Raw genomic sequence first — 23743 nt, forward strand, 5'->3', positions numbered from 1 at the left:
GGGTACGCGGTTCGCCGATCCATTGCTCCGTACCTGCCGTTTGGCGGGCCGAGAACGACAGTTACGGAGCAATCGATGGGTTTACTTCAGGCCGGCGCCCGGCAGCAGTTCGGTGGCGCCCAGGGCATCGGCGATGAACGCGTAGTCCCAGGCCCGTTCCCGCCACTGCACGTACCGGCCGGACGCGCCCCCGTGGCCGCCGTCCATCTCGATCTTCATGACGATGGGCTCGGTGCCGGTGGTCTTGTTCCGCAGTTCCTGCACCCACTTGGCCGGCTCCACATAAAGGACGCGGGTGTCGTTGAAGGACGTCACGGCAGCAATCTTGGGGTAGGCCACCTCGCGCACGTTCTCGTAGGGGGAGTAGGACTTCATGTAGGCGTAGGCCTGGGGGTCCGTGATGGGGTTGCCCCACTCCTCCCACTCCAGGGCGGACAACGGCAGATCCGGGTCCAGAATGCTGGTGAGCGGGTCCACGAACGGCACCTGCGCCACGATGGCCGTGTACTTTTCCGGTGCCATGTTCGCCACGGCGCCCATCAGGAGCCCGCCCGCCGAACCGCCCAGCGCAGCGATCCGGGAGGGATCCACCCATCCCGAGCTGGCCAGCCAGTCAGTGGCGTCCACGAAGTCGGTGAACGTGTTTTTCTTGGTGAGCTTCTTGCCGTCCTCATACCAGTGCCGGCCCAGCTCGCCGCCGCCGCGGATGTGGGCGATCACGAACACCACGCCGCGGTCCAGCAGGGACAGGCGTGCGATGCCAAAGCCGGGGTCCATGCTCATCTCGTAGGAGCCGTATCCGTAGACCAGGCCGGCCGCCGTCGAATCCTGTTTCACGGTCTTATGCCGCAGGACCGACAGCGGGATGCGCGTGCCGTCACCGGCCGTGGCCCATTCCCGCGTGGCCACGTAGTCGCTGCCGTCATACCCGCCCAGCACAGGGCTTTCCTTGCGGAGCAGCAATTCTCCGGCCGGCTGCTCCGGGGTGGGGAGGACGAAGTCGTAGATGCGCGACGGCGTGAAGTATGAGGTGTAGCCCAGGCGGATCACGGGCGCCTCATAATCCGAGCCGCCCACCCCCGCGGTGTAGAGCTCCTCGTCGAACGCCGGCTCAACGGGCGCCTGCTGTGCGGGCGTGCCCAGCCCGGCCAGCCCCATCACCTGGACGCGCTCGATGGTGTCCTTGCGGATGGAGACGATGAGGTGCGTGGCGGTGACGCCGGCGCCGTTGACGCGGACATCGGCGGAATGTTCGACGACGGTCTGCCAGGCCTGTTCCGCCAGCGGCTTGCCCAGCTCGGCCGGGTCTGCCAGCGAGACCATGGAGTTGATGGCGCCGTGGTTGTGCGTGAGCAGGATCTTCTCGGCCTTTTCGCCGTTGGGGCCCTCCAGGAGGAAAGGCTCGGCCTCATATAGGACGCGCTCGTTGCGGGAAATCACGGTGGTGACGCCCTGTTCGGGGTCGTCGAAGCGCAGCAGCCTGGTTTCGCTGTATTCCGAGCACCCGATGCCCAGCACCAGGTAGCGCCGGTCCGCGGAGAGCTCGAAGCCCAGCCACATGGCGGCGTCGTCCTCCTGGTACACCACCACGTCGTCGGCCACGGGAGTGCCCAGGACGTGCGCCTTCACCTGGTACGGGCGCCAGGCCTCGTCCACCACCGTGTAGAAGAGGCGCGTGCCGTCCGGGGAGAACGCCACGCCGTAGAAGATGTTCTCGATGACGTCAGGCAGGAGTTCGCCGGTGCGGAGGTCCTTGATCCGAAGCGTGAAGCGTTCATCGCCGGAGTTGTCCACGGCGTAGGCGTAGAGGGTGCCGTCAACCGTGACGGCTGTGCCGCCCACGGAGAAGAACGGTTTGCCTTCGGCTTCCACGTTGCCGTCCAGCAGGATTTCCTCACCGCGGATCCCCACCCCGGCTTCCACGGCCGGCGGGGTCCAGTCGGCCACGGGATCCCCGGTGTCCTGCACCCTGACCCGGCAGTGGATGCCGTACTCCTTGCCCTCCGCGGACCGGCTGAAGTACCACCAGCCGTCCTTGCGGTGCGGAACGGAAAGGTCGGTTTCCTGGGTGCGGCCCTTGATCTCCTGGAAGATGGCCTCGCGGAGCGGCTCCTGGTGCGCGGTAACGGCTTCCTGGTACGCGTTTTCGGCCTGAAGGTGCCCCACGACCTCGGCCGACTCCTTGTCCCGCAGCCACTCGTAGTTGTCCACGAAAGTCTCCCCGTGATGGGTGCGCTCGGTGGGGATCTTCTTGGCAACCGGGGGCGCCGGGATAGCGGTGCCGGTGGAATCCTGCAGGGAGGTGGAGGTCATGGATTCAATATATAGACCACCCCGGACAAGTCGGCAGGCCGTTCGCTACCGGGGGAGAAGGGGCGGCCGGAAAGGGGCGAAAGACTCTGGGACCCTGCCCGTGGTTCCCGCCACGCTGGGAGGGCGGTGCAAGGAAAAGGAGAAGCTATGGACCTCGAATCCGGACCGGCGCCCCGGGCCAAAGCCTGGCCGGCCGTGGCCCGCAGCTTGGGTACGTCCTGCCTCATGCTGGCCCGCAGGCAGGTGCATCTGCCCAAGGGCAATGTGGGCCGGGTGCTGCGTTTCGCAGACGGAAGCACCTCGCGGGTGTACCGGGAGACCGCCGTCGACCGAGAACCCGGGGAGCCCTGCGTCCTGGTGGTGGCCTTCACGCTCCGCCTGGTCCGTGGCCGGGCGCACCGCTTTTTCGAGGCGGAAAGCCTGCTGAACACCCCGCTCTTCGTCGGGTTCCCGGGGTTTGTCTCCAAGCTCTGGTGCGCCCACGACACCTTCGGCGCCTACCGCGGCCTGTACGAGTGGGACGGCGCCGCGCCCGCCCGCAAATACGCCGCGGCACTCTGGCGGGTCCTGGAACTGGTCAGCGTTCCCGGGTCCATCAGCTACAAGGTCCTGCCCGGGCTGCGCCGCGATGAGCTGCTCGCCAACCCCGCCCTGATCGAGTCGCCCGCCCACCCCGATCACGCTTGGTGGCGGCTGCTGGGCCAGGGATGAGGCCGGGCGGGAATGCCGGGCAGGGCAGGCACAACGACGGACACTGATGTTTTGGTGGTGGGCGCCGGTCCCGCCGGGCTCACCACAGCACTCCAGGCCCACGCACATGGGGCCACGGTCAGGGTGGTGGACCGGCGCGAACACCGGGCCCGGCCTTCCCGGGCCATGATGCTGCATGCCCGGGCCCTGGAGGGCCTCCGCCCTTTGGGCGTGACCGACGAGTTACTTAACCGTGCCGACACCACTCCCGAAGCACGCATCCACCTGGGCCGCCGCGTCATTGAAGCCCGGATGGGCCATGCGGACCTCCCGGACACCGCCTTTCCGCACCTGACGCTGGTCCGGCAGGCCGACGTCGAGGACGTGCTCTGGCAGGCGCTGCAAGCCCGGGGCGTCCCGGTGGACTGGGGCGTGGAGTTCCGCGGCCTGGGACGTGAGCGCAGCCTGGCGGAAGGCTTGGCGTCCGGTACTGGAATGGTCCATGCGCAGTTGCGCGGGGCTGGCGGCAATGATGCACAAGACCATTCCGGGCACCACAGCTCCCGGTTCCTGGCCGGCTGTGACGGGCAGTCCAGCACGGTCCGCAGTTTCACTGGAGCCCAGTGGCGCGGCGGCCCGTACCGGGTGGAAGCGGTCCTCGCGGATGTGGAACTGGACGGCCGCCTGGATCCCGGGCTGCTGCATGTCGCGGTCGGGAGAGCCGGGCTGGCCTTCCTCTTCGCGCTGGGCGAGGGGGCCACCTGGCGCATGCTCGCCACCCGGCCGGCGCTGCCGCAACCCACGGCCAGCTACGGCCAGCCGGGTCCGCCCGTTCCACCGGAGGAAGTCGCCCGCCTGCTCCGGGAGTCGGGGCTGGGCGCTGCTGTGCGGGACGTGCGCTGGTCGGCCCAGGTGCCGCTGCAACACCGCCTGGCCAGTACGTTCGGAAGCAATCCGCTCTTCCTTGCCGGCGACGCCGCCCATGCCCACTCCCCGGCCGGCGGGCAGGGCATGAACAACGGCATCCTGGACGGCCTCAACCTGGGCTGGAAGCTCGGCTTCGCCTCAACGGCAGGAAGGCCGCTGCCGGAGCTGCTGGAAACCTACGGGCAGGAGCGGCGGCGCGCGGCCCGGCAGGTGCTGGCGCTGGCGCATGTCATCTTCTTCGGCGAAGCCTCGCCGCATCCGGTGGCCCGGCTGGCCCGCAGCCTCCTGCCCGCGTTCGCTCCGGTCCTGCCGCTGCTGCTCCGCCGGCAGTGGCTCACCTCCCGGGGAATCCGGCTGTTGGCCCAGCCCTTTGTGCGCTACCGGACCAGTGCCATTTCCAGGGACGGAACGCCCCGCACGGACGGGTGGCCGAGGCCCGGTGAGCGGCTGCCGGACGCCGCCGTTACAGTGAACGGGCGGGCGGCCCGCCTTCACGAGCTGACCGCGGTGCCCGGCATCCATCTGTTGCTGGAGCGCGACGCCGGCCCCGGCGCCTTGGATGAAGTGCCCGGCCTGCAGCCGGTGGCCGGAAGGGGTGCCCTGCTGCACGTCCACCGCCTCGACAGCCACCCCGGCCGCGGCGTTGTCGCGGTCCGCCCCGACGGCTACGTCGGCTTCCGCTGCGGGGAGGCGGACCCGGCCCAGCTGGGCGCATGGCTGCGGCTGGTGGGCGCCCTCCCGCCGTCGTGATGCTCCATCACTTATTGCTCCCAAAACCGGCGTTTAGGGACCATAGGCGATGGAGCAACAGGGACGGGGAGGGTAGTTGCCGGAGGGCCGCAGGCGTATTCTGTTCAGTTCAAGGCACATCCGCCCAGCGTGAGAAGGGAAGTTCCATGACCATCCCGCCAGTGCACGAACCCGAGCCGTTTCCGCCCGAACCCGGTCCGGAGCCCACATCGCCGGATCCCACCCAGCCGCGTCCGCCCGGACCGCCGTCCCCCAACCCGTTCCCCGCGCCGGCGCCCCCGGGCCCGCTGCCGGTCCCGGATCCGGGGCCCGCACCGCTTCGCCCGGACCCCACCAGGGACTGAACCGGGCAAACCAGGAAGCACCCGGAAGGGGCCTCCCGCGCAGCATCAGGCGCGGGATGGCCCCTTCTGCATGTCCCGGCCAACACGGAGATTCGGGCACCGGAGGGCTCAAAAAAAATTCAAAAATTCCCGTTTGAACCCCTTGCAGACCTACTTCCCCAGTGCTAAAAAATCTATGTCAGCCAATATAGATCGGCTGACGTGGATGTTGGACCGTCTCTTACGAGGAGGGCAGCCATGTTGATGCGAACTGATCCGTTCCGCGAGCTGGACAGGCTTACCCAGCAAGTCCTCGGAACCACTGCACGCCCGGCGGCGATGCCAATGGATGCATGGCGCGAGGACCAGGAATTCGTCGTGGCCTTCGATTTGCCAGGTGTCTCGGCGGACTCGGTGGACCTGGATGTTGAACGGAACGTCCTGACGGTGCGGGCGGAGCGTCCCGATCCCGTGGGCAAGGACACCGAGCTGATTGCCGCTGAGCGGCCGCGCGGCGTCTTCAGCCGCCAGCTGATCCTTGGAGACACCCTGGATACCGAGAACGTTAAGGCCAGCTACGACGCCGGCGTCCTGACGCTGCGGATCCCGGTGGCCGAAAAGGCCAAGCCACGCAAGATCGAGATTGAAACGAAGGGGGCAAAGCAGGAGATCGCTGCCTAGGCCTGACAGACCGGGAGGTGGCCATTTCTGTTGACTGCCTTTTTTGGGGCGAATCGCCATTCTGTGCACGCCACAGCGCCAAACAGCGCACCGGCAGCTTAGGCCCTGACCTCCCGACACGGTGGCCCCCGGCTTCGGCCGGGGGCCACCCGCGTGTCCGGCGCCCGTGTTCGCGGGCCGTGCAGGTCAGTGGTCAGGTGCCCAGTTCCAGCATCAGCGGCGGGAGTTCGTCGGCAAGTTCGCGGGCCAGGAACCCCAGCGGCCCCAGCCGGCTGGCCAGCCGGTCGGCCGCGGCTGCATGCAGGTGCGTACCCCAGCAGGCTGCCTGGGCACTGCTGGTTCCCCGGGCCCGCAGCCCGGCGATGGCTCCCGCCAGTACGTCCCCGCTGCCGGAGGTGCCAAGCCCGCCGTACCCCGTCGTGATTTTGTACAGTGCCGCTTCGTCCGGGGCCAGCCCGGGCGGCTGGGTGATCAGCCCCTGGCAGCTGACCACCGCGTCGAACCTCTCCGAGATTTCGGCCAGGTCCTTCTCAAGGCGGTCCGCGTCCCGGCCCAGCAGGATCCCGGCTTCGGTGGGATTGGGCGTGAGGATGAGCCGGCCGCGCCACGGGTCCAGCTGGTCCTCCAGGGACACCAGCGCGCCCAGCGCGTAGGCATCGAGGACGACGGCGGCGCCCTCCTTGCTGCCCGCGTCACCCTTACGCTCGCGCTTGAGGAGCGCCTCCAGCAGCTCACCGGCAAGGTCCTGGTCATCGAGACCGGGCCCCACCAGCAGGGCGTCGGCCCGGTCCAGGTAGGAGGAGATGCCCTCCAGCTCAGCCTTGACCGATCCTTGCCCAGTCTCCGGGAGGCCGATTGCACCGCATTCGGGTATTGCCACCCCCATCTGGGCGGCCACCGATTCGGCAACGGCCAGGGTCAGCTTTCCGGCACCCGCGCGCAGGGCAGCGGTCCCGGCCAGCAGGGCGGCCCCGGGGGTGGCCCGGGCACCGCCCACCACCAGTACCGCGCCGCGCGAATACTTGTCCGCACCCGGTGCCGGCAGCGGCCACTCCCGCAGGAGCGACGGCGTCACCAGGGTGGCGCCGGAAGAATCACCGCGGCCGGACACTGGTGTCTCCCGCATGCTCGGTGACGGTGACGCCCTGCTCGGCCAAGTGGTCGGCCACGTTGAAGCTCTCCAGCGTCCACGGCCCAGCGCCGGAGGGGCGGACAAACCGGGTCACCGAGGCGTTCAGGATGGCCTCGGTAGCTGCAAGGTCCAGCAGTTCCTTCTCGTTCAGCCCCTCGAGCACATACCGGAACAGCATGATCACGGCGTCATGGCACACCAGCATCACCCGCTGGCCCGTGCCCGCGCCGTTCAGTTCGGCCAGGACGGACCGGAGGCGCAGCGCAACATCCGCCCAGGATTCCCCGCCGGGCGGCCGGTAGTACAGCTTGCCCAGCCAGTCCCGGCGCTCGGATTCCTCGGGATACCGGTTCTCCACGCCCAGCCGCGTCAGCCGGTCAAGGATGCCGAGTTCCCGGTCGCGGAGCCTCTCGTCCGTGCGGACCTGCAGCGGCCAGCCGGCTGTCTCCACCGCAATCTCAGCGGTCTGGCGGGCACGCGCGTAGGGGGAGGAGACCACGGCGTCAGGGCGGAACTCCTCAGCGATCCGGCCCAAGGCAACACCCAGGGCCTTGGCCTGGTCCCTTCCGGTAGCGGACAGGTCCACGTCCGCATCACGGGCGGGAACCTCGATGACCTCCACGCCGGCCGCACGCGCCTCGGTGGCCGCCACGTTGCCTTCGCTCTCGCCATGCCGGATCAGCAGCAGCTCCACCGCTCCCGCCTGCTGGACCGCCTCCGTCAGGCCGTCGTCGTTCGAAGTACTGTCCTTCAAAAAATCACCCCGTCCTCACCATGCTGAGCTGCCGTGCCGAATGCAGGAACACTACCAACGGCGTACCCATGGTGCGGCGGAAGATAACGGCCGGCGCCCCGGCGACGACCCGACGACCCGAAACTATCGTTCCGGTGTCAGCCCCTATGGCCTGGCGAAGTCCCCGATCCGGCCTTCCCGAAGTGCCGCGCCCACAGCCGCAATGCCGCCGTAATCGGGAAACAGCACGGACTGCCCGGCGATGAAGCCGGAGCCCGCCGTCGGAAGCGTCATGCCGCCAATCGCGTTCACATCCAGGTTGCGCAGGCTGTAGGCCAGGATCGCTGCCTGGACGGGATCAAATCCCCTGTCCACGGTGAGGCAGCAGGAGGCGAAGTCGACCAGCGACCGCACCGCGTTGACGTCGTTCAGGGCGCCGCCGGCTGTGAGGCGGGCAAGGATGGCGCGGAGCATGATCTGCTGGTCGCGGACCCGCTGGAAGTCGCCGTCGGAGAACGCATAGCGCTCGCGGGAAAATTCCAGGGCGGCTTGTCCGTCCAGGTGGTTCATGCCCTGGGGGAAGACATGCTGGGTCTCGACGCTGGCCTGGAAGGGTATTGGCACGTTGACGTCGATGCCGCCCAGGCCATCCACCAGGATCTTGAACCCGCCGAAGTCGAGCATCAGGGTGTGGTCGATGGTAATTCCCAGCAGCTGCTGCACCGTGGCGGTCTGCAGGTCGATCCCGCCATACTGCAGTGCGGAGTTGATCTTGGCGCCGCCGACGCTAGGGATGTCCACCCAGGTGTCCCGGTTGATGGAGATGAGGTAAAGGTTCCGGCGGTCGGCTGGGACGTGGACCACCATCAGGGTGTCCGCCCGCTGGTCCTGGGGTTCGCCGGTGGCGGCCGTGTGGGCGGCGGCGTCCCGCGCGGGAGTGCCGCCGCGGATGTCGCTGCCGATGACCAGGATGTTCATAGGAGCGGCAGGCAGATCAGGGATCGGGGCAGGCGGCGGTGGGGGAGCGGGAGCCGGCGGGGGTGTTTCAGAGGGAGTCGGCGTCGGCGTGGGCGTGGGGGTTTCGCTGGGCGACTGGGTTTGGGTGGCCGCGGGCTGCGCCTCCTTGCTCCCGCGGCTCAGGCTGAAGACCGCCACTCCGGCGGCCACCACGAGTGCCAGCACCACCAGCGCGGCGATCCAGCGGCGGCGGCCCAACGCCGCAAGCCAAGCGGGTCGGTGAGAACCGGGGTTCCCGGAGCTGCCGGGCCCGGATGGATCAGAATCCGCAGGGGTACTCATAGTGCTCCTCCACCTCGTTGTGTGTCAGGTGGGATCAGTGTCCGCCCGTTGGCACCTTGGCCGCCATGAACTTGTCCAAACTGTCATCTGCCAGGGCCTGGCCAATGCCGTTGATTGCCTTGTAATCGGGCAGGACGATGGACTGCCCGTCCAGGGAGGTTCCGATCCCCAGCGTGGGCAGGGTAAACATGACCATGTCGTCCGCCCGCACATCGCGCAGTTCAACGGCCAGTTGCGCCAAGGCAGCAGCATTAAGTCCGCTGTCGACACTGATGAAGGGAGCCATGGAGCTGACTACGTTGTGCACCTTTACCGGGTTAAGCAGTGTCTCGGGGCTTAGATTCTTTGCCAGGAGTGCCCGGACAAAGGCCTGCTGGTTGCGCACCCGCTGGTAGTCGCCGTCGGCGAACGCATAACGTTCCCGGACGAATTCAAGGGCATGCTTGCCGTCCAGCAGCATCGGTCCCCGCGAATACCGGAACTTGTCATGGGCTGAGACGAAGGGCTGTGCAATGTTCACCTCCACGCCCCCAAGTGCATCAGTAAGGCCAACAAAGCCCTCGAAGTCGATCATCGCTACGTGGTCGATTCGCTGGTCAAACAAACCCTCCACGGTCTGCACCATGAGGGGCACACCTCCGTAGGCGAGGGCAGCGTTGATCTTGGCTTTGCCGCGATCCGGAATGTCCACCCAAAGGTCGCGCATCAACGAGATGGAGAAGATTTTCGAACGGTCCGCCGGGATGTGGACCAGCATGAGGGTGTCTGCCCGCTGGTCGGAGTTGCTCCCCGAGACTGCCTCATCCACAGTGGCCCCGCGGCTGTCGCTGCCCAGGACCAGGATGTTCAGGGCCTTCCCGTCCATTGCTTCCGGTGCTGCGGCTGCGGCCGGCCCGGCTGCAGGACCGTTTTCGCTGCCTCCCGCGGCGGCGGCTGCTTCTCCGGGGGGCGTTTGGGAACGCGCCTGCGGACGGTTGGACTCAGGCGGGAACGGATTGTTGATGATTTTTGCCTGCGACTCGTACGCCCGGCCCAGGCTGAAGAGGTAGGCACCGGCCGCGGCGGGTACCAGGATTGCTGCCGTCAGGAGCACGAGCAGTATCGTCCGCAAAGGACGCCGACGGCGGGTGGACCGCTGTGCGGTTCGGCCGGGGCTGGTGCTGGGAAGCTTCGCCTGGATGCCCATTTCGGAAAATTAGCATCGGGAAATTTCCCGTACATCGGGGGAATCCACAGAAAAACCACAGTCTGTTCCGCAGCTACCCGCCCGGTCCCGCCGGCGAGCTGCGGTAACGCCGTTCCGCTACCGGGACTGTGGCACGGTCCCGGGAACCGGGGCGTTGAGGCGGGCGTGGCGCAGGATGGACACAATCGCGGGGGCCAGCTGGTCCTCCATCTCGCGGTACACCTCGGGAGCGCGGCGGTAAGGGTCCACGATGTCGTTGTCCGCGGAGTCGGCGGGGAGCGAAAGGTGCCGCACCCCGGCGGCCCGGGCCGGCAAGGCACGCCACAAGGCCGCGTTGGCAGCCAGCCGGGTGTCGTCGTCGGACCCGCTGCCGGCGGGCAGGGCGGCCGGGGAAGGTGCGACGGCGGCGGGCTGGCCGCCGTCGGCAGCGGCGGTCCGCTGGGCCAGGACATCCAGCATCCGGGCAAATTCCCGGATGGTGAACGTCCGCTTGAGCAGGGAGGCGTCCAGCTGCAGGACCTCGCCGCGGTGCCCGGAGGTCATGGTGAGCACCAGATCCACCCCGCGCAGGATCCTGGACGTGAGCTGCCGGGCCGCAAACCCTTCGGGGTCGCCGCCGAAGGTCCGCACGATGTCCGCGGAAATGGGCTGCATTGGTTCGCCCACCAGGGCCCGGGTGCCCGCACTGGACACGTGGAAACCGCCCGGCACCGCCTGGTCGAGTCCTGCCTGCAGCAGCCGTTCGGCCACGGGGGAGCGGCAGATGTTGCCGGTGCAGACGGTGAGGATTCGTACTGGTGCGGAAGTGTCCAAGGAGATTTCTCTTTTCCCAGCTGGTCACGGATCCGTTCGGACCCGTGCCTTTCAACTTAACACGCGGCGGCGCGGCGGCGGCTTCCAGAGTTGGGTGCCGCCGCCGCGCCGTGTGGATGCTCCGGCCGGCGGGCGTGCCGGTTAGAGCGTGGTCAGCAGCTGCTTCATCTGCGTGATTTCCGCCTGCTGAGCGTCCACGATGTCGTGGCCCAGCTTCACGGCGTCGGGGAATTTGCCGGCGCTGATTTCCTGCTGTGCCATGTCGATGGCGCCCTCATGGTGGCCGATCATCTGCTCGAGGAACAGCCGGGCGGCCTCGGTGCCGGTGGCGGACTTCAGCTTGTCGATGCCGGCGCCGTCCACCATGCCGGTCATGCCGTGTCCTGAGTGGTCACTCATCATGGTGGGCACGTTCCAGCCCTTGAGCCAGCCGGTCATCTGCTCGATCTCCGGTGCCTGGGCCGCCTTGATCCTGGTGGCCAGTTCGGTCACCTCTGCGGGCATGCCGGGTTTGGCCAGGATGATGCCGCTCATCTCCACCGCCTGGGCGTGGTGGGGGATCATCATCTGCGCAAACATGATGTCCGCCTGGTTATGGTCAGCATTCGCGCTGGGCATCATCCCGGCGCTTGGCATGGTGCCGGCCATGGGGTTGGTGCTGGCCATTGGGTTGGAGCTGCCGTGGTCCATTGGCATGCTGTTGCCGGAGCCGGAATCTGCGGCGCATCCGGCGAGGCCCAGGGAGGCGGCCAGGGCAGCGGCAATGGACAGGGTCTTGATGGTGGTGTTCATGGTTGTCCTTCAGGGAAGTAATGGAACTGGGCCGGGTTGTTTGGCGCAGTCCGTTTACGTTCGGCTGATGGACAGGTCGCAGGGTGTAGGGCTGGGCGGAAGGTAAGCGTAGGCAGGGCCCGGGTTGCCGGCCGCGGGCAGCAGCGGCAGGACGGCAAGGGTTGCCTGCGGCGGCACAACGGTCACAGGGCTGCCCGGGGCCGTTGGGACGCAGGGCGCCGCGGACTCCCTGGCCCCCGGGCAGGAGTCGCCGCAGGTGGCCGGTACAAGGGCGGGCGCGTCGGTGGAAGCGGCGGCGGCGGGGTGGCCGGCATGGGAGGGATGGCCGCCAGCAGTGGAATGGACGACGGCGGTGGTTCCGGCGGGTGCCGCGTGGGAGGCAGCGCCGTGCGAGGCGTGGCCGGCGGTGAGCACGTGCATGCCCAGCAGTCCGGCGATGACGGCCAGGGTAGCCGCCAGCAGCCACGCCCGGCGCAGGAGGGACGCCATGGTGCGGGTGGTCATGACGTTGCCTCCTTCCAGCCGGTCTGCATTCTTCAACGTACCTCGGACGGGTTCAGTTTCAGGCGCCGCAGCAGCTGGGCGTTCAGGGCCACCACGATCGTGGACACGGACATCAGCACCGCTCCGGCCGCGGGCGACAGCACCACCCCGGCGAAGGCCAGGACGCCTGCGGCCAGCGGCACGGACAGGACGTTGTAGCCGGTGGCCCACACCAGGTTCTGCCACATCTTCCGGTAGCTGGCCCGGGACAGGTCCACCATGGACAGCACCGCCCGCGGATCGTTCCCGGCCAGCACCACGCCGGCGGATTCCACCGCCACATCGGTTCCGGCGCCAATGGCGATGCCCACCTCGGCGCGGGCCAGCGCGGGAGAGTCGTTGACGCCGTCGCCCACCATGGCCACCTTCAGGCCACGGGCCTGCAGCTCGGCCACCTTCTTGTCCTTGTCCGCGGGGAGGACCTCGGCGAACACCTCGTCGATGTCCAGGTCCGCGGCCACGGCCTGCGCCACCTGGTGCGCGTCGCCGGTGACCATGGCCACCTTGACGCCGCGCCGCTGCAGCGCTGACACCGCCTGCCGCGACTCAGGCCGCACTGCGTCCTCCATGCTCACGGCACCCAGGACCTTGCCGTCGTCCACAACGTGGAGCACGGCGGCTCCGCGGTCCATCCAGGCCCGGGTGCTCGCGGCCAGCGTGCCGGGTTCGACGACGCCGAGCTCGCGCAGGAGCGCGGGTCCGCCCACGTGCACCGTACGGCCGTCCACGGTGGCGCGGACGCCCCGGCCCGTCAGGGAGGTGAAGCCGGCGGCTGGGGGCAGGGCCAGGTTCCGGGCCTTGGCGGCGCGGACGATGGCCCGCGCCACGGGGTGTTCGCTGTCCGACTCGACGGCGGCGGCAAGGGCCAGCACGGCGTCAGGCCCGGCGCCCTCAGCCACGGCAACGTCCTTCAGCTCCGGCTCGCCGGTGGTCAGGGTGCCGGTCTTGTCGAACAGGACCACGTCGATGGTGCGCATCCGCTCCAGCGCCATCCGGTTCTTGATCAGCACCCCGGCCCGGGCCGCCTGCTCCGTGGAAATGGCGATGACCAGGGGGATGGCCAGCCCCAGGGCGTGCGGGCAGGCGATGACCAGTACGGTGACCGTGCGGGTAACGGCATCGGGAACACTTCCCAGCAGTGTCCAGGCGATGAAGGTCAGGACACCGGCGCCGGCGGCAAAGTAGAACAGGAAAGCGGCGGCGCGGTCCGCAAGAGCCTGGGCGCGTGAGGACGACGCCTGCGCCTCTTCCACCAGCCGCTGGATTCCGGCCAGGGCGGTCTGGTCGCCCACGGCCGTGACGCGTACCCGGACACTGCTGTCCGTGGCCACCGTTCCGGCCACGACGGGATCGCCAGACCCGCGTGCCACGGTCTTGGACTCCCCGGTGATCATGGACTCGTCGAACTCGGCGTGCCCGTCCACCACGGTTCCGTCCGCCGGCATGCGGGCGCCGGGACGGACCAGGACCAGGTCGCCGGGGTTGAGCTGGGACACGGGCACCGTTTCGGTACCGCTGTCCGTAATGAGTTCGGCTTCGTCCGGCAGCAGCGCGGCGAGGGCGTCAAGGGCGCCCTGCGCCGAACCGAGGGCGCGCATTTCGATCCAGTGGCCCAGCAGCATGATGGCCACCAGCAGCGCCAGCTCCCACCAGAAGTCCAGGTCGAAGCCGCCGATGCCCAGGCTGGTGATCCAGGATGCGGCGAATGCCACCGAAATGGCCATGCCGATCAGCAGCATCATGCCCGGGGTGCGGTCCTTCAGCTCCTGCAGGCCGCCCTTGAGGAACGGCTGGCCGCCGTAGAAGAAGATCACCGTGCCCAGGACCGGAGGGATCCATGCGGAGCCGGGGAATTCCAATTCCGGCGGCATGTAACCCAGGAGATGGGCCATCATGGGGCTGAAATAGACCACCGGGACGGCGAGGGCCAGCGTCAGCCAGAACCGGTTCTTGAACATGGCCGTGCTGTGCCCTGCGTGCTGGCCGTGGGTGTGGACGGTATGGTCGTCGTCGTGCTGGCCGTGTCCGGCGTGCTCCATGTGTCCGGCGCCAGGTGCTTGTGCCGCCCCGTGTGCAGGGGGCTCGGTCAGGGTCCCGCTGGTTGGCTGGTCTTGGTCCTGCGGGCCGCCGTGGTGGTGCATGTCGTGATGGTCTTGCATTGTTCCTCCTTGGAGGCAATCGCTGCCCGGTGATGCCCGGGCCGGCGGAAATTGTGGGGCCGCGCCGGGGCGCGGCTGCCTTATGCCAGGGCGTAGCCTGCGGCGGCCACAGCCTCGCGGACGTGGGCATCCGAAGCCGAACCCTTCACGGTGAGCCGCGACCGGCCACCGGGGACCAGGTCAATGGACGCCGAGGTCACGCCCGCAACCGCGGACACAGCCGTTTCCACTGACCGGACGCAGTGCCCGCACGTCATGCCCTCCACCCCGAAGTCACGCTGGAAGGAGGCGCCGGCGTTGGAAGGTCCGACGGCGGAAGAGAGCTGGTGTGCGGCACCCGCAGGCTGGGTGCCGGCCTGGTCCGCGGCACCGGGAGGGGTGCAGCAGCTGCAGCCGGAGGAAGCGAGGGGGAGCTGGGGGCGGTTCCCGATGTGCATGTCAGTTCCAATCCGTTGAGGGAATCAAGGAGCGCTGGGGTTGAACGGCTGTGAAGGCCGGTGCAGGCACCGGCCGGGACATACCACGTCACTGACAACACCGCCAATATACCCCCTAGGGGTATGTCGGTCAAGAGGCCCTAGCCTACTTCGCCCCAGACTGCCATAGGACCTACCGCACTACCTTCCGTTGCCCGGGAAGACCATACTTGGATTAGTGAGGAGAGCCCGCCCGCTGGGGGCTGGCCGTTGCGCGGGAGGTTAACCTGTGACGGAGCTCAGCGACCTTTATACCTATTCGAGTGCACTCGGGGACAGCGAAAGCGATGCCGGCATCTTCAGGGTGGAGATGGGGGCTGCAGGCCCAACGTTCCATTGGTCGGACGGAATGTTCCGCCTGCATGGCTACCAGCGCGGCGAGGTTGTCCCCAGTATGGAACTGATCTTCGCCCACAAGCATCCCGATGACAGGGAGCGGTGCGAAGAGATCCTGGCGCAGGTTTCCATGACGGGCGGGTTCTTCTGCATGTACCACCGGATTGTTGATGCCCGCGGCAGGACCCGGCGCGTGCTGACGTCCGGCGAGGCGATCCTTGGCCCGGACGGATCGGTGGCGGCGTTCGAAGGCGTCACCGTGGACCTCAGCCGGACGTTGCAGCGCGAAACGGAGCAGACGGCGCGGGAAGCAGTGGAGGGCGCCACCGCAACCCGCACTGTGATCGACCAGGCCAGGGGCATCCTGATGGGCCAGCTGAAGCTCGGCTCTGACGACGCCTTCCAGATGCTGGTGAGCACCAGCAGCCATCGCAACGTCAAGCTCGTGGTGGTCGCGGCGGAGCTGGTGCAGCTGGCCAATTCCCCGGAGGCGCGGATTTACCTGGACCGGGCCGTGCGGGCCATCCAGCTGACCGGGCGGGCGGACCGCACCGGAGGCCGGCGCGCCGGGTAAGGCGGGGTAAGGCCGGTTCCCGGTAAGATAAGCGCAGGTGCGCCGGGAAGTCTGGTCGGCATGGATTTGCCGAACCCGGATTAAGGACGCCCCATGAACTCCACCACGCCTTCGCCAACACCGCCCAAGCCCAGCCGGAACAAGTTTTTCGGCTCCACCGTTTTTTCACGCGGCAGCTACGCCGAGGCACTGCGCATTACGGAGATCCTCCGCAAGGAGACCGTGGGTGGCGCCCTCCTGGTCGCGGCTGCCGTGATCGCCCTCATCTGGGCCAACTCCCCGGCGTCGGACAGCTACTTTGCCCTCCGTGATTTCAAGGTGGGCTATGAGCCGTGGCATCTGGAACTGAGCCTGGGGGCCTGGGCCGCGGACGGCCTGCTGGCCATCTTCTTCTTCCTGGTGGGCCTGGAACTCAAACGCGAATTCGTGGCCGGTGACCTGCGGCAGATCAGCAAGTCCATCGTGCCCGTAGCCGCCGCCGTGGGCGGCGTGGTGGTCCCGGCGGTGATCTACGCCGTCGTCAACCTGGCCAGCCCGGAAACGCTGCGCGGCTGGGCCATTCCCACCGCAACCGACATTGCCTTTGCCGTGGCGGTGCTCGCCATCATCGGCTCCCACCTGCCCAGCGCCCTGCGGATCTTCCTGTTGACGCTGGCCGTGGTGGATGACCTGATTGCCATCACCATCATCGCGTTCTTCTACTCCACTGACCTCCAGGCCGCACCGCTGCTCCTGGCACTCATCCCGTTGGCCATCTACACCTTCCTGGCGCAGAAATACCGGCGCTTCTTCGGCCGCCATGCAGCCGCCGCATGGCTGATCCTGCTGCCGCTTGGCGCCCTGACATGGGCGCTGGTGCATGCGTCCGGCATCCACGCCACCGTGGCCGGCGTGCTGCTTGGGTTCGCCATTCCCGTGATCCGCTCGCAGGCGTCCGGCGGCCCCGAAGCCGGTCCCGGGTTGGCCGAGATCTTCGAGCACCGGTTCCGCCCGATTTCCGCCGGCGTGGCCGTTCCCATCTTCGCGTTCTTCTCCGCCGGCGTGGCCGTTGGCGGATGGGAAGGCCTGGGCTCGGCCCTGTCGGACCCGGTGGCGCTGGGCATCATCCTTGGCCTGGTCCTGGGCAAGCCGATCGGCATCCTGGGCACCACGTGGATCCTGACCAAAGCCACCAGGGCCAGCCTGGACAGCTCCTTCAAATGGATCGACGTGTTTGGCGTCGCCCTGCTGGCAGGGATCGGGTTCACCGTCTCCCTGCTGGTGGCAGAGCTCAGCTTCGGCCACGGCAGCCTGCATGACGACCACGCCAAGGTGGGCATCCTGGCCGCCTCACTGATCGCCGCGCTGCTGGCCACGGCCGTGCTCCGCACCCGGAACCGGCAGTACCGGGCAGCCGAAGAGCTGGAGCAGGTGGACTCGGACCACGACGGCGTTCCGGACGTCTACCAGGAACGCGCCTGAGCCGAACTAGCGGCGAACGGACCTGCGGCCGGCAACCGCCTCCGCGGTTCCGACCAGGAGCACCGAGGCGATGACGGCCACGATGAAGCCCAGGAAATTCAGTTCGAAGATATTGCCCGTTCCCAGCAGCGAGGCAACCACGCCGCCGATAACGGAGCCAACAAGGCCCAGCAGCAGAGTGGCCAGCAGGCCCAGGTTCTGCCTGCCCGGCTTGATGAGGCGGGCCAGCGCGCCGATAACCAGGCCCGCAATGATGAATCCAATCATGGTCTGTGCTCCTAAGTGGTGGCTGGAAGTCGCACTATTGTAAGCATGCTTACTACCGGTGGGCCACCGGCCCTCCCAGCCCACCCCGCAGAACCCAGGCGGCGCACACCCCGCCGGGCGATGGCGCTCAGGCCATGGCGGCCGGGCTGACCCCGGGTGCCGGTTCGACGTGGCGGATCTCCAGGGCCTCGGGGTCCAGCAGCTTGCGCGTGCCGGTCCGGGCGTCCAGGATCCAGAAGAGTTCGAGGTGGGGGACGACGTCGGTCACCCGGCCCCGGTGGAAGAGCCTTCCCCTGTGCCACGCCTCGATCTGATCGCCGATGCGGAGTTGGGCGGTGCGTACTCCTTGTGCCTCCATAATGGGCTGCCTCCTGCTGTTGTATCCCCGTAAGCACAGCTTGCCGTGACGAGGTTGCCGGAGTGTTTCCGCCCGGTGTTTTTTCTGTGTCGGCACTTGCGGGTGCGGGGCCGGAGCTCAGTCCTCCATGGGGAACGCGACGGCTTCGCCCACAACCCGCAGGCACAATTCCATGCCGGGCCGGGCGATCGAGGCGTTCCAGTGCCGGATGGTGATCACTTCGCCGCCGCCGGGGTACCGGTGGTCGGTGTGTTCCGCCACTTCCTGGGGGACGTTCAGCTTCAGCCGCACCGTGGTTTCGGGGCCGAAGTAGTCGGTGTCCACCACGACGCCGCGGATGGGGCCGTCCTCGGCGATGCGGATCTGTTCCGGCCGCAGCATCAACTGCACGCGTCCCTGCGCCGGCGGCCTGCGCACGGGGATTCCGCCCAGGGAACAGGTGGCCAGGGACCCTTCCAGCCAGGCGTCCAGGATGACGGCGTCGCCCAGGAACTCGGCGGTGGCCCGGTCCGCGGGGCGGGTGTACACCACGAAGGGGTTGCCGATCTGGGCCAGCTTGCCGCCGCGCATGACGGCCACCTGGTCGGCGAAGGAGAGGGCCTCGGCCTGGTCGTGCGTGACCAGGATGGTGGTGACGCCGGCCTCGGCCAGGACCTTTGCCACGGCACGGCGGGTTGCGACGCGGAGCCCGGCGTCCAGGGCGGAGAAGGGCTCGTCCAGGAGCATCAGCTCCGGTTCGCGCGCCAGCGCCCGGGCCAGGGCCACCCGCTGCTGCTGGCCGCCGGAGAGCTGGTGGGGCCGGCGCTTGGCCATGGAGGCATCCAGGGACACCATCTCCAGGAGCTCGGCCACGCGGGGCTCCACGGCGCGGCGCCCGCCCTGGAGCTTGGCGGCATCCAGCCCGAAGGCAACGTTCTGGCCCACCGTGAGGTGCGGAAACAGGGCACCGTCCTGCGCCACGTAGCCGATCTGCCGTTTGTGTGCCGGAAGCCACGCACCCTCACCTGCCACGAGCGTTCCGTTCAGGGAGATACTCCCGGTATCAGGATGTTCAAACCCGGCGATCAGCCGCAGGAGGGTGGTCTTGCCGGAGCCGGACGGGCCCACGATGGCGGTGGTTCCGCCCTTGGCCACGGACAGGTTGACGCCCTTCAGGACCGCCTGCTGCCCGAAATTCTTGGTGACGTCCGCGATCTGCAGGTGGCTGTTGGTGGTTGCGGCCACGGAGGGTGCCACCCGCGGCCCGGGCAGCCTGCGGGTTGATGGTGCTGTCACTGTCCGGCTACTTTCTTGGACTGTTGGAAGAGGAGGTAGGTCATGGGGGCCGAGAGCAGGATCATCAGCAGGGCGTAGGGCGCGGCACCCGCATAGTCGATTTCGCTGCTCTTGCTCCAGAACTCGGTGGCCAGGGTCCTGGTGCCGTTGGGGGACAGCAGCAAGGTGGCGGTGAGTTCGTTGGCGATGGCAAGGAACACCAGGGCTGCCCCGCCCGCAGCGGCGGGCGCGGTGAGCCGCAGGGTAACGCGGATGAAGGCCAGCAGCGGCGGCTTGCCCAGCGCCTGGGCGGCCTCGTCGAGTTCCTTGGGGGCCTGTGCCAGTCCCGCCCGGAGGTTGACCAGGGCCCGCGGGATGAACAGGAGCACATACGCCGCCACCAGCAGCCCCGCGGTCTGGTACACCCCGGGCACCAGGCGGATGCTGACGGTGACGAACGCCAGGGCCACCACGATGCCCGGCATGGAGCTGGTGACATAGTTGGACAGCTCCAGGGACTTGCTGAACCAGCCGGGGTGCCGGACGGCGAGGTAGGCCATGGGAAAGGCCACTACCGTGGTGGCTGCGGCGCCGGCAAGCCCGTAGCTGAAGGTGGTGAGGAGGGCCGGCAGGAACTCGGACGCAGTCCAGATGTCCGCCCCGCCGGCCAGGATCCAACGGATGACGTAGACCAGCGGGAGGCCGAACGCCAGGGCGGTCAGCGCCAGCAGGAAAAGCTGCGCGGGCCACTGGTAGGCGTGGAGCGGGAGCCGCAGGGCCTTGCCCTGCACCCCGGAGCCGATGCGGGCGTAGCGGGCGGTGCCGCGGCTGCGGACCTCTGCCAGCAGCAGGAGCAGGCAGAAGAGCACCAGGACGCTGGCCAGCATGTTTCCGGCTGCGCCGTTGAACGTGGATTGGTACTGGGTCATGATCGCGGTGGTGAAGGTATCGAACCGGATCATGGCGAACGCACCGTATTCGGCCAGCAGGTGCAGGCCCACCAGCAGCGCCCCGCCGGTCATGGCGATCCGGAGCTGGGGGAGGACTACGCGGAAGAACGTACGCCAGGCGCCGAGCCCCAGGGCTGCTGCGGACTGTTCAATGGCCGGGTCCAGCCGGCTCAGGGTGGCGGCCGCGGGGATGTACACCAGCGGGAAATAGGACAGGGTAGAGATCAGGATGCCCGAACCCAGGCCGCCAAGTGACGGGATGGCGGTAACCCAGGCGTAGCTGTTCACGAAAGCCGGGACGGCCAGCGGAGCGGCCAGCAGCACGGCCCAGACCCGGTGGCCGCGGAGTTTGGTCCGTTCCACCAGCCACGCCCCCGCCACGCCAAGCAGCAGGCACAGCGGGATGGTGGCGGCCATCAGGAGCAGGGTGTTCAGCAGCAGTTCGCCCACGCGGGGCCGCAGGATGAGGCCGACGGCGGTGTCCCACCCGGTTGCCACCGTCATGTAGCCCACGTACCCCAGCGGGACAAGGGAGAAGAGGGCGATCAGCACCGCCAGGACGGACACCGCGGAAACGCCGAAAGGCGGGCGGGGGCTGTTGCCCCTGCCCGCCGTCGTCGTACTCCGCCTGGCGGGAGCCGATAGATCGGTGGTCACGGAATTAGAGGAGTCCGGCCTGGGTCATCAGATCGGTGACCTTTTCGGAGTTGAGCTTGGCGGCGTCAACCTTGGGGGCCTGCAGGTCCTTGATGGGAACCAGTTTGTCATTGGCGGGAATCTCGGAGCCGATGGCGTACTCGAAGGACGTTCCGTTCTTGAGGACTTCCTGGCCCTTCTTGCCCGTGATGAACTTCAGGAACTGCTGTGCTGCGGCCGCGTTCTTGGAGGACTTCAGCACGCCGCCGCCGGAGACGGACAGGAAGGCGCCCGGGTCCTGGTTCTTGAAGTAGTACGGGGTGACGTTGCTGGAGTTCTCGCCGGTCTTGGCCTGGTCGCCGTAGTAGTAGTAGTGGTAGATCAGTGCCGCATCCACTTCACCGGCGTTGACGGCCTTCATGGCCGTGCTGTTGCCCTTGTAGGCCTTGGAGTTCTCCTTCATGCCCTTCAGCCACTCCTCGGTGGCGGCCTCGCCCTTCAGTTCCAGCAGCGCGGAGACGATGGCCTGGAAGTCAGCGCCGGTGGGGGAGGCAGCCCACTTGCCCTTCCATTCGGGGTTGGCCAGGTCAAGCATGGACTTGGGGAGCTGGTCCTCGGTGAGCTTGGTCTTGTTGTACACCAGGACGGTGGAACGGGCGGCGATGCCCGTCCACTTTCCGGTGGACGGCGCGAACTCGGCCGGAACCTGGGCCAGGGTGTCCTTGTCGACGTCGGCGAACAGGCCAGCGTTCTCCACCTGGGTCATGGCGGGGGAGTTCTCGGTGAGGAAGACGTCCGCGGGGGATGCCTGGCCTTCCTGGATGATCTGGTTGGACAGCTCCGTGTCCGAGCCCTGGCGCATGGTCACCTTGATGCCGGTTTCCGCCGTGAAGGCATCCACCCATTCCTTGGTGAGGCTCTCGTGCTGGGCGTTGTAGACCGTGATCCCGCCCGAGCCGCCGCCGTTGGAGGCGGCGGAGGAGGAGCTGTCGCCGGCAGGGGTGCCGCCGCCGCAGGCGGTCAGGCCAAGAGCTGCGGTGGCGGCGAGTGCGATGCCGGCCAGCGCGCTGTTGCGGATCTTCATTGAGGCTGCTTTCGGTGGGGAAAAAAGTCTGCTTGAACCTAAGTCCTGAGGCACCGGAAAAGAGTGCCTATGTCAGGAAACTGTAGGGTAGGCAAACCTAAGCTCCAAGCCGGAAAGCGCTTTAAGTGACGAGGTTCACATCAATTACGAAAACGTGGTGTGACGTAATTACTCCCGCTCCTCAACGACTTCCGCGCAGGGCCCGCACCACCGCCACAGCGCCGAGTCCAGCCAGTACCCAAGGGCCCGCAACAATTACCGGATCCATCCAGGAGTGGTTCACATCCACCCGCTTCCCGGACCTGGATTTGAATCCGTTGCCGGAGAATTCGCTGCCGATGCCGGTTTCGGTGACGGGGTTGTCCGGCCGCAGCGTGGCCAGGGACTTCAGGTGGCTTTCCCACGCATCCACCCGGTCCGCTGCGATCAACAGCAGCCAGTGCGCCGCCCGTCCTTCGCTGTATCGGCGGTAGGCGTACCTGCGGATGGCACCGGAGGCGCCCTTGAGCGGGGCCGAGGTGCCGAAGACGGGTGTCAGCATGGCGTGCTCGATGGACCGCTCCCGGGGCTGCGCTTCGGACTGCCGGTCAGGGAATTCCCAGTGGGCACCGGTTTCTATGCCGGGCTGCTCGCGCGGGAACGACGGCCGGTCCTTCGGGTCCAGGTCCACGCCCCAACCGGGAATGCGGGCGCGCAGGGCATCCCGGCTTTCCGGCGGTGTGTTCTTGCGTGCCCGGTAAGGGGTTGCCGGTTCAGTCATGGTGCACTCCCTTTCAGGCCGTGGTGGAGATGATGAGGGGCTTGATGATGTTGTCCAGCTTGGCCGAGAACATGTGGTAGCCCTCGGCGATGTGCTCCAGCGGGATCCGGTGCGTGACCAGCTCGTTGGGTTTGAGGTAGCCGTTCCGGATGTGCTCGAACAGCCGCGGCCACTGCCGTTTCACCGGGCACTGGTTCATGCGCAGCGTCAGGCCCTTGTTCAGCGCGTCGCCGAACTTCACGGCACTGAAGATGGGCCCGTAGGCACCCACCACGGACACGGTTCCGCCCTTGCGGACCGAGTCGATGGCCCAGTTAAGCGCCACCGGAGAGCCGCCCTGCAGCTTGAACTTGCTGGCGGTCACATGCTGCAGGAAGTTCCCGTCCGCCTCGGCCCCCACCGCGTCAATGACGACGTCGGCACCTAGGTAGTCGGTCTCCTTCTTCAGGTGCACCACGATGTCGTCGTACTCGGCAAAGTTGAACGTTTCGGCGTGCGCGAAGCTGCGGGCCTTCTCCAGCCGGTAGTCCAGGTGGTCCACCACGATGACCCGGCCCGCGCCCATCAGCCAGGCTGACTTGGCCGCGAACAGGCCCACGGGGCCGGCGCCGAACACCACCACCGTGTCGCCTTCCACGATGTCGCCCAGCTGGGCGCCGAAGTAGCCGGTGGGCAGGGCATCGGTGAGCAGCACTGCGTCCTCTTCATCCATCCAGTCCGGGATCCTGCTGGGCCCCACGTCGGCGAACGGGACCCGCACGAACTCGGCCTGGCCGCCGTCGTACCCTCCGCAGGTGTGGGAGTAGCCGTAGATGCCGCCCACCGCCGTCGCGTTCGGATTGACGTTGTGGCAGTTGGAGTAGAGGCCGCGGGCGCAGAACCAGCAGGATCCGCAGTAGACGTTGAAGGGAACCATCACGCGGTCGCCGGGGATCAGGTTCTGCACCGAGGAGCCCACCTGGTGCACCACCCCCGCAAACTCGTGGCCAAAAGTGGTGCCCACCCGGGTGTCCGGCATCATGCCGTGGTAAAGGTGCAGGTCCGAGCCGCAGATCGCGCCGGTGGTCACCCTGATGATGGCGTCGTTTGGATGCTCAATTTTGGGAATGTCTTTTTCTTCGACCCGGATCTTGTACGGGCCGCGGTACACCATTGCTCGCATGCTTGCCGCCTCTGTGGTTGGCGGGCAGTGGGAACGTCCGCTGGCCGGAACCGAACCCCGTTGCTTGAGGCCCCACCGCGATCC

General features: G+C 67.7%; 23 protein-coding genes. 6 read left to right on the top strand and 17 right to left on the bottom strand.

Features of this window, described 5'->3' with window-relative positions:
- Positions 1-81 precede the first annotated feature (81 nt).
- Positions 82-2313, bottom strand: coding sequence for a S9 family peptidase (locus QFZ60_RS03040; RefSeq protein WP_307088015.1), 2232 nt, complete (start codon positions 2311-2313; stop codon positions 82-84).
- A 147-nt stretch (positions 2314-2460) separates the two neighbouring features.
- Between QFZ60_RS03040 and QFZ60_RS03045 the strand changes: the two genes are divergently transcribed.
- The 4 genes from QFZ60_RS03045 (at position 2461) to QFZ60_RS03060 (ending at position 5684) form a co-directional block, all read left to right on the top strand.
- The gene (locus QFZ60_RS03045; protein WP_307088017.1) at positions 2461-3024 is read left to right on the top strand and encodes a hypothetical protein; all 564 of its coding nucleotides are present in this window, start codon (positions 2461-2463) and stop codon (positions 3022-3024) included.
- A gap of 12 nt (positions 3025-3036) precedes the next feature.
- Positions 3037-4680: an FAD-dependent monooxygenase gene (locus QFZ60_RS03050; RefSeq protein ID WP_307088019.1), complete on the top strand. Its 1644-nt coding sequence runs from the start codon at positions 3037-3039 to the stop codon at positions 4678-4680.
- Between the two features lie 146 nt (positions 4681-4826).
- Positions 4827-5024, top strand: a complete 198-nt coding sequence (locus QFZ60_RS03055; RefSeq protein WP_134164085.1) for a hypothetical protein — start codon at positions 4827-4829, stop codon at positions 5022-5024.
- A gap of 237 nt (positions 5025-5261) precedes the next feature.
- A complete protein-coding gene (locus tag QFZ60_RS03060) occupies positions 5262-5684 on the top strand; it encodes an Hsp20/alpha crystallin family protein (RefSeq protein ID WP_307088023.1) in 423 nt (140 codons plus the stop codon).
- Positions 5685-5877: 193 nt separating this feature from the next.
- Here the strand turns inward: QFZ60_RS03060 and QFZ60_RS03065 are convergent, their stop codons facing one another.
- The 9 genes from QFZ60_RS03065 to QFZ60_RS03105 form a co-directional block, all read right to left on the bottom strand.
- Positions 5878-6810, bottom strand: a complete 933-nt coding sequence (locus QFZ60_RS03065) for an NAD(P)H-hydrate dehydratase (RefSeq protein ID WP_307088024.1) — start codon at positions 6808-6810, stop codon at positions 5878-5880.
- Positions 6779-7570, bottom strand: a complete 792-nt coding sequence (locus tag QFZ60_RS03070; RefSeq protein ID WP_307088026.1) for a histidine phosphatase family protein — start codon at positions 7568-7570, stop codon at positions 6779-6781. The genes QFZ60_RS03065 and QFZ60_RS03070 overlap by 32 nt, the downstream gene beginning before the upstream one ends.
- A gap of 144 nt (positions 7571-7714) precedes the next feature.
- Positions 7715-8848, bottom strand: coding sequence for an LCP family protein (locus QFZ60_RS03075; RefSeq protein ID WP_307088028.1), 1134 nt, complete (start codon positions 8846-8848; stop codon positions 7715-7717).
- 34 nt (positions 8849-8882) lie between these two features.
- The gene (locus QFZ60_RS03080; RefSeq protein WP_307088030.1) at positions 8883-10034 is read right to left on the bottom strand and encodes an LCP family protein; all 1152 of its coding nucleotides are present in this window, start codon (positions 10032-10034) and stop codon (positions 8883-8885) included.
- A gap of 117 nt (positions 10035-10151) precedes the next feature.
- Positions 10152-10847, bottom strand: coding sequence for a low molecular weight phosphatase family protein (locus QFZ60_RS03085; RefSeq protein WP_307088032.1), 696 nt, complete (start codon positions 10845-10847; stop codon positions 10152-10154).
- Positions 10848-10988: 141 nt separating this feature from the next.
- Positions 10989-11639 carry a DUF305 domain-containing protein gene (locus QFZ60_RS03090; protein WP_307088034.1) on the bottom strand — a complete coding sequence of 217 codons (651 nt, stop codon included), beginning with the start codon at positions 11637-11639 and terminating at the stop codon, positions 10989-10991.
- Positions 11640-11693: 54 nt separating this feature from the next.
- Positions 11694-12143, bottom strand: a complete 450-nt coding sequence (locus QFZ60_RS03095; protein WP_307088036.1) for a hypothetical protein — start codon at positions 12141-12143, stop codon at positions 11694-11696.
- A gap of 32 nt (positions 12144-12175) precedes the next feature.
- A complete protein-coding gene (locus QFZ60_RS03100; protein WP_307088039.1) occupies positions 12176-14341 on the bottom strand; it encodes a copper-translocating P-type ATPase in 2166 nt (721 codons plus the stop codon).
- 80 nt (positions 14342-14421) lie between these two features.
- Positions 14422-14778: a heavy-metal-associated domain-containing protein gene (locus QFZ60_RS03105; RefSeq protein WP_307088041.1), complete on the bottom strand. Its 357-nt coding sequence runs from the start codon at positions 14776-14778 to the stop codon at positions 14422-14424.
- Positions 14779-15046: 268 nt separating this feature from the next.
- On the opposite strand from QFZ60_RS03105, the gene QFZ60_RS03110 reads away from it, so the two are divergent.
- Together QFZ60_RS03110 and nhaA are read left to right on the top strand one after the other, a co-directional pair.
- A complete protein-coding gene (locus QFZ60_RS03110; RefSeq protein ID WP_307088045.1) occupies positions 15047-15727 on the top strand; it encodes a PAS and ANTAR domain-containing protein in 681 nt (226 codons plus the stop codon).
- Positions 15728-15820: 93 nt separating this feature from the next.
- Complete coding sequence (nhaA, locus tag QFZ60_RS03115; RefSeq protein WP_307088046.1) at positions 15821-17188, top strand: Na+/H+ antiporter NhaA; 1368 nt, start codon at positions 15821-15823, stop codon at positions 17186-17188.
- 6 nt (positions 17189-17194) lie between these two features.
- Here nhaA and QFZ60_RS03120 read toward each other — a convergent pair whose 3' ends face one another.
- The 7 genes from QFZ60_RS03120 to QFZ60_RS03150 all read right to left on the bottom strand — a co-directional run bounded on the left by QFZ60_RS03120 (position 17195) and on the right by QFZ60_RS03150 (position 23659).
- Positions 17195-17455: a GlsB/YeaQ/YmgE family stress response membrane protein gene (locus QFZ60_RS03120; RefSeq protein ID WP_056328938.1), complete on the bottom strand. Its 261-nt coding sequence runs from the start codon at positions 17453-17455 to the stop codon at positions 17195-17197.
- A gap of 127 nt (positions 17456-17582) precedes the next feature.
- Positions 17583-17813: a hypothetical protein gene (locus QFZ60_RS03125; protein ID WP_307088048.1), complete on the bottom strand. Its 231-nt coding sequence runs from the start codon at positions 17811-17813 to the stop codon at positions 17583-17585.
- Positions 17814-17930: 117 nt separating this feature from the next.
- Positions 17931-19088 (bottom strand): ABC transporter ATP-binding protein, encoded by a 1158-nt coding sequence (locus QFZ60_RS03130; RefSeq protein WP_307088050.1) that lies wholly within the window; start codon positions 19086-19088, stop codon positions 17931-17933.
- Positions 19085-20674: an iron ABC transporter permease gene (locus tag QFZ60_RS03135; RefSeq protein WP_307088053.1), complete on the bottom strand. Its 1590-nt coding sequence runs from the start codon at positions 20672-20674 to the stop codon at positions 19085-19087. Before QFZ60_RS03135 ends, QFZ60_RS03130 begins: the two co-directional genes overlap by 4 nt.
- A gap of 4 nt (positions 20675-20678) precedes the next feature.
- Positions 20679-21737: an iron ABC transporter substrate-binding protein gene (locus tag QFZ60_RS03140; RefSeq protein WP_307088055.1), complete on the bottom strand. Its 1059-nt coding sequence runs from the start codon at positions 21735-21737 to the stop codon at positions 20679-20681.
- Between the two features lie 181 nt (positions 21738-21918).
- Entirely contained in the window at positions 21919-22497 is a 579-nt protein-coding gene (locus QFZ60_RS03145; protein WP_307088056.1) for a hypothetical protein, read from the bottom strand.
- Positions 22498-22510: 13 nt separating this feature from the next.
- On the bottom strand, positions 22511-23659 hold the full coding sequence (locus QFZ60_RS03150) for a zinc-dependent alcohol dehydrogenase (protein WP_307088058.1): 1149 nt from the start codon (positions 23657-23659) through the stop codon (positions 22511-22513).
- Positions 23660-23743 lie beyond the last annotated feature (84 nt).

It is taken from the genome of Arthrobacter sp. B2I5 (assembly GCF_030816735.1).
Classification (GTDB): Bacteria; Actinomycetota; Actinomycetes; order Actinomycetales; family Micrococcaceae; genus Arthrobacter.